General features: G+C 43.4%; 9 protein-coding genes and 1 pseudogene. All 10 read right to left on the reverse strand.

Annotation, left to right across the window (positions count from 1 at the left end; genetic code table 11):
* Positions 1-11: 11 nt before the first annotated feature.
* Complete coding sequence (rfbA, locus tag NST29_RS16510) at positions 12-899, reverse strand: glucose-1-phosphate thymidylyltransferase RfbA (RefSeq protein WP_033843000.1); 888 nt, start codon at positions 897-899, stop codon at positions 12-14.
* Positions 899-2269, reverse strand: a complete 1371-nt coding sequence (locus NST29_RS16515) for an oligosaccharide flippase family protein (RefSeq protein WP_231559878.1) — start codon at positions 2267-2269, stop codon at positions 899-901. The genes rfbA and NST29_RS16515 overlap by 1 nt, the downstream gene beginning before the upstream one ends.
* A gap of 151 nt (positions 2270-2420) precedes the next feature.
* Positions 2421-3094, reverse strand: a pseudogene (locus NST29_RS16520) (sugar transferase).
* Between the two features lie 33 nt (positions 3095-3127).
* Positions 3128-4009 (reverse strand): UTP--glucose-1-phosphate uridylyltransferase GalU, encoded by an 882-nt coding sequence (gene galU, locus NST29_RS16525; RefSeq protein ID WP_339232442.1) that lies wholly within the window; start codon positions 4007-4009, stop codon positions 3128-3130.
* A 258-nt stretch (positions 4010-4267) separates the two neighbouring features.
* Positions 4268-5638, reverse strand: coding sequence for an AAA family ATPase (locus NST29_RS16530; RefSeq protein WP_033018408.1), 1371 nt, complete (start codon positions 5636-5638; stop codon positions 4268-4270).
* Positions 5639-5914: 276 nt separating this feature from the next.
* Complete coding sequence (locus NST29_RS16535; RefSeq protein ID WP_165570905.1) at positions 5915-6874, reverse strand: Wzz/FepE/Etk N-terminal domain-containing protein; 960 nt, start codon at positions 6872-6874, stop codon at positions 5915-5917.
* 9 nt (positions 6875-6883) lie between these two features.
* The gene (locus tag NST29_RS16540) at positions 6884-8476 is read right to left on the reverse strand and encodes an O-antigen ligase family protein (RefSeq protein ID WP_033018406.1); all 1593 of its coding nucleotides are present in this window, start codon (positions 8474-8476) and stop codon (positions 6884-6886) included.
* Positions 8477-8490: 14 nt separating this feature from the next.
* Positions 8491-9003 (reverse strand): tetratricopeptide repeat protein, encoded by a 513-nt coding sequence (locus NST29_RS16545; protein ID WP_235207581.1) that lies wholly within the window; start codon positions 9001-9003, stop codon positions 8491-8493.
* A gap of 432 nt (positions 9004-9435) precedes the next feature.
* Positions 9436-12147, reverse strand: coding sequence for an S-layer protein (locus tag NST29_RS16550; protein ID WP_339232443.1), 2712 nt, complete (start codon positions 12145-12147; stop codon positions 9436-9438).
* A 344-nt stretch (positions 12148-12491) separates the two neighbouring features.
* A complete protein-coding gene (locus NST29_RS16555) occupies positions 12492-13271 on the reverse strand; it encodes a hypothetical protein (protein ID WP_033018403.1) in 780 nt (259 codons plus the stop codon).
* Positions 13272-13290: the final 19 nt, after the last annotated feature.

Here is a 13290-nt window from a genome sequence, read left to right on the forward strand (position 1 = left end):
AAACACCTCAATTATAAATAGATCGGCCGTTTCTTTTGGTTCGCAATATCGATCAAATACTGACCATACTGATTTTTCTTTAATGGTTCCGCCAACTTTAATAATTGTTCTCGGTCAATGTACCCTTTTAGGTAGGCGATTTCCTCCAAGCAAGCCACTTTTAAACTTTGACGTTTCTCAATTGTTTCGATAAATTGCGATGCCTCCAACAACGATTCATGCGTGCCGGAGTCTAACCATGAAAACCCTCTCCCTAAAATTTCCACATGTAATTCACCGAGTTCCAAATACGCTTTATTCACATCTGTAATTTCTAATTCTCCGCGTGCAGAAGGCTTGATACTTTTCGCAATCTCTACCACACGATGATCGTAAAAATACAGTCCCGTCACTGCATAATTGGACTTCGGATGTTTTGGCTTTTCTTCAATGGAAATGACCTTTCCGTTCTCATCGAATTCTACAACACCAAAGCGCTCAGGATCATTGACATAATAGCCGAAAATCGTCGCCCCTGTTTTGCGCTCAACAGCTTTTTGCAATAATTTCGTCAATCCATGACCATAGAACAGGTTATCCCCTAAAATCAAGGCAACGTTGTCATCACCGATAAACTCTTCTCCAATAATAAACGCCTGCGCAAGACCATCCGGAGAAGGCTGCACGGCGTAAGACAGCGATATTCCTAGTTGCGACCCATCACCTAGCAACTCTGCAAAACGTGGCGTGTCACTAGGAGTAGAAATAATTAAAATATCACGAATCCCAGCCAACATTAAAACAGACAATGGGTAATAGATCATTGGTTTGTCGTAAACAGGCAATAGCTGCTTGGATACTGCCTTGGTTAAAGGATAGAGACGAGTCCCGCTGCCTCCGGCTAAGATGATGCCTTTCATTATGTTCTGACCCCTGTCCTTACAGTTTTGATAATAACTAACACATCTTTATAAAACAAAAGGGTAAATAGAGTAACAGCTAGTAAATATGAAAACATTCCTAACGTAACGGTTAATTTGGTGCATAAGAAAAATAAAGCGGCTACTAAAACAACAAATATATGATCCTTAAGAGTATTAGTATTGAGTTTCTTGTAAAAATAAAAGTCTGTATAAATCCACCATACATAAAACGAAAGCAAAGTACCGATTGAAAAATTCAATAGACTCGGTGTCGAGAAAACAACAATGACATTTACTAATAACGTTATAACAAATGCAACTATATTGTTTTTATTATAGTCTTTTATCAGCTGTAACCCCTTGTAAAAGTTAACACCTACGATATTAATAATACTTCTCAAAATGACAGTTGGATATAGAACAGCGGCAATTATTATAGAATCAGTGTAATCCTCCAAGTAGTTTAATATTATAAATTTAATGACAAAAAAAGTACAAAGGCTGTAGCTAGTTATAAGAACACATATAGAAGAAAATAACTTATATTTTTGAGCATTAAGCTGATCTCTATCGCGCGCAATATAAGGATATAAGTAAGAAGAGATAGAATTAATAATTGTAAAGACCAACCCTAATAACGAAACTGCAAATGAATAATATGAAAATTCTTCAACAGAGAGAAAATGATCGATAAAAATCCTGTCTATCCCAAGAATTATGATCCCCATAAAGTTACCGATAAGCAAAAAAAATCCTATCCTATAATTATGAGCAATCTCATTTTTTACTATGGATAACCTTTCTCTTTTTCCTATCACGATATCCCTAAACTGTATTATATACCTTATAAGAATTAATAAATTAACAATACTTTGAGCTAAAATATAATAAAAATAACTCTCGACCCCTAACATTATTAATATGAATATAATAACCATATTTAATAAATGTTGTAAAATTGTATTTGCCGCAAAAACACGGAATCTCTTAGTGATTTGAGAAATAAAAGAAAAAAAGGTCGCTATATTCACAAAGATTATGTTTATAGCGACCATTATATAAATGACTTCCTTATCTATATTGGTAACAAAAAAAGCTAGCAGTCCGATTATAATCCCGGTTACGACAACTTGGGTAAGGAACAAAAAAAGAAAGAATGTTCGAAACCTTGCCTTTGGCAAACTCTCATAGTCATAATGCCCATAACGCACTAAAATCCCGTCAGCAAATCCGAGGTGGGCTAACCCTACTAACCCAAGGTAAAATCCAAATAATTTAAAATAACCAAACTCTACCACACCAAGATACTTTGGGACTACTAAAGAAAGAAAAATGCCGCTTATTATTGTAACTATACTAGAAACCATCACAGCAACAAAACTCTTGCTATCCTCAAACCAAAGTTTAGCTTTGCTTTTTATACTGCAACACTCCCGTATTTACGATATTAAACTTCTTTTAGGTCACCGTTGGTTTTCTCTTCAAATTAAAACAACTTATATAACAGTAATAACAGCGTTAATAAGCACTATTAGGCTTAATCATCACTTTAATCGTTTTAAGTATAATTTTTAAATCGTATAAAAGCGAACGTTCACGAATATATTGCAAATCCAACTTAACCATCTCGTGAAACCCCAAATCATTTCTCCCACTTACCTGCCACAACCCCGTACATCCTGGGGTGACAAGCAGTCTTTGCTTATCATATTCCGTATATTGCGCCACTTCCCTTGGCAGCGGCGGCCGTGGGCCGACTAGGCTCATTTCCCCTTTTAATACATTCCATAATTGCGGCAGTTCGTCAATGCTTGTTTTGCGGATTATTTGCCGACTTTTGTGACGCGTGGATCGTTTTTCATTTTAAACATGGCGCCTGATACTTCGTTATACTTTAACAGTTCCCTCAGTTGTTCCTCCGCATCCGCCACCATCGAGCGAAATTTGTACATATAGAATTCCCTTCCGTCCTTGCCGACACGGACTTGTTTAAAAAAGACGGGCCCTCTCGGATCTTCGAGTTTAATGAGAATCGCGACGATGAGAAACAGCCACGATAAACAAATCAGTCCGATGAGCGCCCCGCAGATGTCCATGATTCGCTTGGCAACTAAGTATCCTTTTTTATCATTGACGGCTACTCGATGGCGGTGGGTAGCTTCGATTGTTGCTGTCCCTCCTGGCTTCGCCAACTTCCATCCCCCTGTTTCTTTTCTTTCTTTCTCCTATGCTTTCTCTTTTACACTTTCTAGCATTTGCTCCATAAATGGAATGAGGTCTTTCCGCAGTTCTTCGTTTTGCACCGCAAACTCGATCGTCGTTTTGATGAATCCGAGCTTCTCGCCGACGTCGTAGCGTTTGCCTTCGAATTCGTAGGCGAAGACGCGTTGGATTTCGTTCAGCTTTTGGATGGCGTCGGTGAGTTGGATTTCGCCGCCCGCGCCGGTTTCTTGTTTGTCAAGGAAGAGGAAGATTTCCGGTGTGAGGATGTATCTTCCCATGATCGCCAAATTGGACGGAGCGGTGCCGGGCGCTGGTTTTTCGACGAATTGGCGGACTTGGTAGCGGCGGCCGTGTTGTTCGATCGGGTCGATGATGCCGTAGCGGTGTGTTTCGTGATCGGGCACTTGTTTGACACCGATGACGGAGCTCAATGTTTGTTCATATTGGTCGATGAGCTGCTTCAAACACGGCGGGTCGGCTTGGACGATGTCGTCGCCAAGCAAGACGGCAAACGGTTCGTCGCCGATAAAGTTTCTTGCACACCAGACGGCGTGTCCCAACCCTTTCGGCTCTTTTTGGCGGATGTAGTGGATGTCGACTTTCGACGGTTCTTTCACTTTCTCCAGCAAGTCGTATTTGCCTTTTTCCATCAAGTTTTGTTCGAGTTCAAAGGCGATGTCAAAATGGTCTTCGATGGCGCGTTTTCCTTTTCCGGTGACGATGATGATGTCTTCGATTCCTGAGGCGATGGCTTCTTCGACGATGTATTGGATCGTCGGTTTATCGACAATCGGCAGCATCTCCTTCGGCATCGCCTTGGTCGCCGGAAGGAAGCGCGTCCCTAAGCCCGCCGCCGGGATGATAGCTTTGCGTACTGTTTTCACGTATGTCACCCCCTAATCGATTCGTTGGCCTATGTGCCCCCGCGCATCGGTACAGCAGAGGCGATACTGATGCGCCGACGCACATGGGCAAAAAACGGTCCCTTTTTGGGACTTTATTTGGCATTCTCGATTTTAGATTTAAAATCTCTTTCTCATGATCGATCAATTGGTCAACCATGCCCTCCAATCTCCGCTGCAAGTAATCTTCCACCATGTTTGTCGGTTTTTTCATAAAAGCTTGGCTCAAGGTGTTTGAGGTTATCCATCCTCTCCATCCTCTTCCCCGATCTGAAATGCATACGTTTCGTCATTTAACTCTAAAATGACTTTATTAAACGTCTCAGCTGGAAAACCGTTTTCCGTTGGGATGATTGGCGTGATGACGGTTTCCTGGCCTTGAAGGCGAAACTGATACGCCTTCACTTTTTTTGGTTCTAGCGCATCTTCTTCTAGGTAGCCGTATTTCTCCATTAATTGTTCTCTGTTCGGATGTTGATGTAATTTGATCAAGTTGTTGACTTGTTGAAACAAAATATCACTGTGCGTTGTCAACCATACTGGCATCCCTCTGTTCACCAGCTTCACAAGCGCGGTTGCTAATATGCGTTGAACGCGGGGATGCAAATGAGCTTCCGCTTCTTCAAAAAACAGCGAACGATACGTTGTTTTCGATTTTAAAAATAAAATGAGCGGCGACAGTTCTGTCACAAGCGACGATGTAACATATAAAGGTAAGCGCTCCGATTTACCTTGTGGGCAATAGTAAAACGATGGGATTGGCCCTTTTTCTTGATTCATCGTGCCATTGGTGATCTGCATTTCAATAAATCGTCCGATATCGGCGTACTTGGACTGTCCGCTTTCCTCTAGACGCAACAGCGCCTGTAAAAAACGGTAAACCGGCAAGGTGAACTCAAGAGGCGCATCCTCACGTTCTTCTCTGATCATTCGCTCCATCATTTCCTGCACGAGCGCCTTGTAAGACAACATGAATCCCGTACGCGAAGCCGGCAAATACAAGGCTTCACCAATGGCCCTTTCTTGGATACTGTTCCGCCTAGCGGGAGGGTAGAGCGGCGATGTAAGCCCATCCATAAGCAAATTCCACGTAATATATTGAGCCATACGATAGCGTTCTGTTACCTGTCCTTTGCTTCGGTCTGTATACGGGATACGGATGTAGTCTTTTCCTGTTGAAAAACGAGTGCCCTGCAGGGAATCTTTTTTTTCAAAAATGACTCGCAACGGTTTAGAGCGACCGTAACGTTCAATGCTTAACGAACCAATCGGAATTTTACGGCGGAAAATCGTTTTGACAAACTCACTCTTTTTGGTTCGAAGCACATCATTAAACCAAGTGACAAACAACTGCGCTTCTTGGTCGCCAATCAGACAGCCGCGATCAATCGCCGATTCGAGAAACTGATCAATTTCCTTATATATCGAAGTCGCCGGAGGATCTTTCGGAAACAGTTTACGCCCCTCGGACAATACTCCCCAAAGAAGCGACATGATGTAGCTTTTCCCACTGTTATTGTCTCCGACAAATAGCATCAATGGGGCAATATCGATTTCCCCTTGTTTGATTTTCCCGAATCGCTCCACTTTTAACGCCCAAGTTTGTTTCATGCGCGTATCGCCTCTCTTTACAAATTACAAATCCTCTATCTTTCTATTATAAACGATACGCTTCACCTGTAATCAACGATGACACAGAAAAATAGCCTAAAAGCCGGGCATCTAACCCGCCCTCACGCCACACCCTCGACGACGGGCGTCTAAGGTGCTAGGACTGTCATCGTCCCCACCCACGGCATGGCCGAGTGCCTCCGTTGATAACGGTAAGGAGACATCACCGTCTCTTCTTTTAGCAGTTGACTACTTCGATGATTTGAAACTTATCCATTAGGATTCGAGCTTTCTTTCTTGGCCAGTTTCCTTCCAATAACGCCAGAAAAAAACTAGACCTGTTCCTACCATGATGCCCACCACGAAAGCAATGCCCATATTTAATAATGGTTTAGGACTGTCCGGCGCTTGCGGAACAACCGGTGCAGAAATGACTAATATTTTATTCTCAATGGAAAATGATTGCAAAAAATCACGCAGCTGCTGCTCTTTATTAACATATTGACGGTAACGGTCAGCCAACGATTTGATTTGATTACTCAACTCATTTAGAGCAATTACCTCTTTTTCTGAAAGAGCTGAAATATCACGTAGACGCTCTGAGTCTAAGGTGATGATGTACTGGTTGTTATACGAAACGACTGCATCAAGCAAAAGGGACGGTGGCAACTTCAAAGCCACTGCTTGTTGACGATAAAGTTTAATGGCTTGCTGCAGCTGGACTCGCTCTTTTTCTTTCAATTTCGTAAAATGATGGAGATCTTTTTCAACACCGGTCTGAATATCTTGCCATATCGACTGTTTCACAGCGCTTAAAATCCCATCCAACAACTTTTGGGTGTCAGAGGGATTGGCTGCTTTTAGAGTGATACGAATCAAGTTGGTATTAGGCACATTTTCAACGTTTAGATTCCCTTTGACTTGCTCCGCGCTATACTTTCCTTGCAAATGCGCTTTTTTGATCCCCTCTTCGATCACAGCAATGGATTGTACACGCTCCATATAGGCGGAGGGCGTAATGATTTCATTGAAATAACTATCGGTTTCATCGAGTTGTTTTCCCGGCACGATCCCGTTATTCACGGATATCGTAGCGTTTGCTGAATAGGTTGGTTTGATCCATACAAAGCTAGCCAACATAGAAAAGAGTAGTGCTACAATCGTTGTAGCCGCAATCATCCATTTTCCTTTCCATATCGTTTCAATGAGTTCTCGCAAGCTGATCGTTTCATCCATCATTTGTTCCTACCTTTTGATTGATTTGTTTGTTGTGTGTAAAAATCCGATGGAAACACCTAATCCTACCCAAAAGAATACCGCAGTTCCAATAATCGAATCGTTAAACATCCCTTGAATGACATAAGCCATGAGCCCCGCGCAAAGCGCTGCAATGTGTACATTAAAGCACTCGTGGATCGAACGCAGCAGCTGTATAAGCCCTCCTACCATGACCATTACCAAGGCAGACAGTGCTACAATCCCCGCTCCAAAGGCCATACCGATATACATGTTGTGGGGTTTATCGACAATAACACTATATCCCTCACCTAAATTCGAATTTTTTTCCGGATCATCTTGATTAAAGAAATAAGGAAACGTATCTAATCCATATCCTAAAAACGGCTTGTCAGAAATAAGTTCTAATGCTTTTTCCCAAATAAAGGCCCGCCCAGATCCCGGCGCTACCCCCGGTCCTGGCAGCTTTGGCAGTCGGTATTCTTCAGCATCTGCATAAGCGGTTGAACCGCTCACCACCTTTTCGGTAATATACCCGACCACCTGCTCTATATCTTTGAATGCTGTATTCAGCCCTGCTTGTTGATGATCCTGTTGAAAGGGATTATATGGGATGAAAAACCCAATTGTCTCGTCCCAAACACGGTGATTTTGTTTCACAAACGGCACATAAACAGCAACAAAAACAACCATCAAAACCAGACTTGAAAGAGCCGCGACCTTTCTCTTTTCTGCTTTCACGATCATATAGACGAACAGTGGACTCATCAATACTAGCGTCACAAAACCATTACTAGATAGTGACGAAAGAAGCAGAGCAAAGGCTGCTGAGGCGATCAAACCATTCAAGATTTTCTTCGATATCTTTTCCTCCAAAACAGCCAAGCAGAAGAAAAGAGCAACAAAAAACGCCGAAACCCCACTCACATAGTTTCCATGGTTAATCGTAGCAAGGAAGTATGAACCTTGAGCAATTTTCGCCCCCTCTGGAAGACTGGAATATAGCAGTGTCCGCACCCAGTGAAGCTGTAAAACATCATAACCAAAAAAGTTCAATGTTCCTAATATCGTGTTTATAATGATGAAAGGGGTCAAAAAGTAAATGAATTGCTGAAATCTCCTTACAGTATACCGTATATTCGAAGCGATGAAGAACAACATCAAGTAACATAAGTACGTCAATGTACCCTCATGGCGATTGTGCAATCCGTACAGAGCAAGCGTTTTATATGGAGCTAAAACAGCTGACAAAGTTACACAAATACCGAGCACAGCGAGAGCTATATTAATTTTTGTTTTCGGAATTTGGTAGTTAAGCACTAACACTTTATATAGAAAAACAAGACCAAGAAACGCTGTAGAGACAAGGAGCGCAACAAATTTATAGTATGTAAACACATCCGCTTTCTTTCCCGTATCCAATACATCAGTTTGAGTGATCGACGGGCTGATAAAATCGCCAATATGCACTCTAACGATCAATGGAATGACCAGCACAATCAATGCCAGCCCCCAAAACAATATGGCATCGACCCGCTCCATATCCATTTGATCCTCATGCTCATCACGTTCAATAGTCAAATACTTATACCAATCAGACATGTTCGCTTCTCACCTTACGATGATTTTTGATGTTGGATTTGAACCAATAGTTGATCGATTGTAGCATGATACATTTCTGATCCAGGCAATTTTTTACTTTGTTCGAGATATGCCTTCGCTTTTGCATATTCCCCTTTATAATACAGGATCTCACCAAATTGTAGCGTGAAAATCGGATCCTGCTGCAGGAAAGGCCTTTTTCTAATCGCTTTTTCATAATAAAAAGCAGCCTTATGAAAATCATTTTTCATCGCATACGCTAACCCAAGCGTACGCATGATGTTATAACGGTCCGGATATTTGCTTGACAATGACTGCAAAATTGGCAAAGCCTGCTCTACTTGCCTTTGTTGCATCAACTGAATCGCCTGTTGATACTCCGTATAGTCTTTTCGAAATTGCTCATCCTGTTGTTTTCCTTTCCAGTGCGCATAGCTGATTCCCGCTAAAACAAAAACTAGCAAACCAAGAAACACGTATCGACCCCATTTTCCATACATAAGTAAATTCCCCTCATTTTGCAACAATCGACAACCTCCTACTTGTAAATTCTAGTTCATCTTGCACCATAAAGCAATAGAATAGTAGAAATGTCAGTGAAGTAGGGGTTTGTTTCAAAACGGTTCATCATGATCACATCATTCATCATTGATAAACGAAAATAGTTTTTGAATCATCATTCATCGTTATTCATTTATCACTTCTCCGTGAAAATGCCGAACTGGCGCGGATTTTCATCCCCGGGTGGAGGACAGATCGCGCTGCCCATGAACCTTTTCCTTGAAAAGGAAAGTAAGAGCTATTCCCAAGCAGACAAGCACAACTTTAGATGAAGAACGTTTGCATTCAGCCATCTCTAAAACATAATTATTTGGAAAATCATCTCACAAAAGACCCTCCCTTGACAGGGAGTTCCCCACTGTCTTGGGAGGGTTGCTACATTGCTATAGATGCACCGCTTATTTGGCCACGTTTACAACAGCATCGGAAACTTCGTTGCCAACTTTATTCGCGTCAGTAATCGAACCAACTTGATCCACATCTACAATGCCCGTTGCGGACAGCGTAATCGGTTTAGACAAGTCGGTTACAGGATTGTTCAGTTTCAGATAAACCGTTTTGTATCCTTTCGAATTCGCTACCGTATGATTATCAGCACTGTCTTCGTAAACACCAGCGACATTGACAACTTTACCATCGACTTTTACGGTAAAGTTGCTAGAAGAAAGTTGACTATTGATCGTTTTATTTGCCACCGGCTCGCTAAAGTCGACACGAATGACGTCTGCGCTAGTTAAAGTCGCTGTAAACGTCGGAGCAACGTTTTCTTTCATAAATTCGTTTACAGTTACGGTATCCATGACAAGCCCAGACGTATTTTTAATGTTGCTGAGAGTAATGACATGTGTACCCGTCCATGTATTTGCTCCTGGAGCGAGCGTCACGCGAATGTACTTGGTGTCTCTATCGAAGACTGCTTTCGTGACAGTCAATCCATTAATATTGAAGTTGGACAAGTTCAATGCCGAAGCATCCAAGTTTTGCGTGAATGCAAATACTAATTCGTTGTTATTTTCTGCTAGAACCCCATTGTCGTCAAAGCTGTTATCAAGAGCCGGCTTCGTCGTCAGGCTGTCAGAGCCGCGAACGAACGTAATCTGCTTACGCTCAGCATATGCGTTGCCAGCCAAATCGCTTACCAAGCCATTCGGCAACGTTACTGTATACGTGCCTTTTGGCAAGGAAGAAATATTCAAAGCAACCGATTTCGATTTTCCGTCTGTCGGCAGATATAATTTGAAATTGTCGCTAGTTGTTGTCAAAGTTGTGTTGACAGATTTAAGTACGTTGTTTTCGTCAATATACTTATCGTTCAATTGAACGACTGTAATGTTGCTGCCAGTCGTGACTTCTTCGTCAAATGTCAGCACAAGATGCTCAACACCGCCAATTTTCACCACTTGGCTGCTGACGAATTTCGGTGGTGTGGTATCTGCCTTCAGCTGAACAACTTTCGTGTACGTATCCCCTTGATTACCCGCCAAATCCTTATAATCACTTACCTCAACTGCATACACACCTTCCGACAGAGCATTCGCCAACGTTGCCGTGTAGACTAAGCCGGTCGAATCAACCGAAACAGATGCTGTTTGGCCACCGATTTTGATGGTCGGATTGCTCAGCAATTTTTCGCTGAACGTTACTTTAACTGTTTTCGTATTGACCGCTTCGATGTTTTGAACCGTCGGCTTCGTGGTATCTACGGTTGTCTTTTTGACCGTCAATTCAGCCGGGTTCGGATTGATGACATTGCCGTTGTAGTCGACAGCACCGAAGATTTTCAATGTCAAGTCTTTATTCACGGGCACAGATGAAGATGCGAGATTGATCGTCATTTCATCGTCGCCAGCCGTGAACTTCGGAGAAACGGAAATTTCGGTTGTTCCGTCGTACAGTTTTACTGTTCCGACACTGACAAGAGGTTCAGAGAACTTCACTTTCAGCGTCAAGCCGTTGTCGGCGTAAGAGGACGACAGAACGCTCGGACGTACCGAATCTGTTGTGTCAATCGTCGTCGTGTAGGATGGAACATCTTTGCCATCCAACGTCTTGACATTTTTAATGTCGACGACATAACGTTTCGTGAAAAATTGACTGCCGTCAGCCACCAACTTCAGCGTTTTCTTATCATCGCTCAACGATGCTTTCACGGTGGAAACCGATCCTTGACCATCAATCGCTGTGAGTGTGATAGCAGTCGCTTTCACGACGTCATCGGACGTATCGCTTGTGCCTTTGTTGTCGATTACCGTTGCAGCGTCGACCGCTTTGTTGAATTTGATTTCCAACGTTTTGGCGTTAACGGCTGTTACACTTTCCACTTTTGGAGGCAACGCCGCTTCATACGCCGCATTGGCGTCTTGTGCTGCTTTTTGCAGTTCAGCTTTGAACGCATCGGTTACTTTCGATACATATTGGTTGACTTGGTCAAGCGCGGCTTTCGCTTTGTCCAAGTTGCCGGCTTTGACAGCGTCTTGCACTTCACTGGCTTTCATCGAAACCGTGATGTCATAGACTAAGCTGTCGCGCAGTTTTTGTGCTTCGGCTTTGAATTGCGAGCGAAGCAGGTCGCGCGCCGATTGACCGTAGACGCGGTCAAGGATCACCGTGCGCGTTTTGAGCTCATAGGAGATTTTGTGGTAGAGCTCTTCCGCTTTTTTCAGGTCTTTCGCTTTGATGGCACCGTCTAAGTCTTGGCGCATTTTGTCGAGCTTGACGGCATAGTTGTGAGCGTCAATGTACGTAGCGGCACGCGCTTCGCCCGATTTCGGGTTGGCTTTGAATACATACGTTTCGTATGTAGCTTGCAAGTCAGCCAAATACGCGTCTTTTTTCGCGCCGCCGGCTTTGTTGACGACAGCGACAGCGTTCTTATACGCTTGCTTCGCTTTGTTGTAAGCGGAAACGACATCGCTGATGTTCGGGAGTTTACCCGTTTCCGTTACCGTGTGGCTGTACGTATAGTACGCTTGCTTCATTTGCGCTTTCGCTTGGCTTACGACCGTCGCAACGTCCGTTGCTGCTTGGGAAGCATGCGGGTTGGCTGCGACGAAAGCGCTCGCTGCGACAGCGCTGGCTGTAGCGAGTTTGACTGCTTTCTTTTTGTCCATAAATCTGAAAATCCCCCTTCATTGTTTATAAAGTTTAGTAGATTCACTGTCTAAAAGGTGCTAACACAATCCACATTTCTCCTCACTGACTAAATCCCAGCGAGGCTAGTGATAGTTTCATCGGTTGCTAACACCTGAGCACAATTCCTCAATGCTCCACGTATCCTATATTAATACATTTTTCTTCTAATTTCTAGCCCTAAATACAAATTTTTTAGAGAATAGGTTATTGAAATTATTGCCATCGACGGCGACATTGATATGAATATGCCGGCAATGGAAATTTAGAACGATATTTTTGCTGTTTTGGTGGTTTTGGTTGGCAAATATGTTGTACAAAAACATCAATCATTTTTCTTCACTGTGACGTCCATCGGTTGGCCCAGCGTCATTTTGACGACGTCATAGCGATCATTCAAGTACAGATCGAGAAAGCGGAACTGTCCTGAAAATTGTTCCGGGCTGTTGGTGATGAAAAATTGCAGCTGCATGGCGTAATCCCCGCTGTTGGCAAGCTGTTCGGCAATTTTCTCGATCTCTTCCTTCGGCACGTTGTATGCTTTTAAGTAGGAGATTGAGTCGGCAATCGCTTTGACGTTGTCGTTGAAGAAAATGGAGAGCGTCACCGTCGCACCGTCGATTCGCCCTTCAACCGGCAAGGACATACGTTGGCCGTATAAGTACCAACCGAACAGACGGCTGCCTTTTTTCTGCTCAATAACGAACGGCGCGGATTCATTCCCGGCCTGAAGAATGTACTGCCCTTTCAATGAGCGGGCGACAAGAGAGAGAAGCTCGTCTTTAGTGAACGGCACGTATTGGATGGCGTCCCCTTGTTTGGCATACAGCCCCCCTCCTAAGCTGTAATAGACGGCGGTGCCTGCCCGTTTTTGGCTGTAGACGCGATACTCGCGCCCTTGTTTCGCCGTCATGGCGGATTGCCATGCCATGCCGTTCAAGCGATATAGGGGCGTGTCACGCAAAATGACGACTTTGCCGACCATGCCTTGTTTCCATTGAACGTGTCCCCATTGGACGGCGGCGTCAACCGCTTGCCCGTTCCCCCCTAAGGCGACAGCGGCTGCAAGGCAGATGGCGGCTGCCGTTTTGGATGCATGTTTCATCTTCGTTTTCCTCCTCATT

The sequence above is a fragment of the Geobacillus sp. FSL W8-0026 genome (assembly GCF_037966255.1).
Lineage (GTDB): Bacteria > Bacillota > Bacilli > Bacillales > Anoxybacillaceae > Geobacillus > Geobacillus icigianus.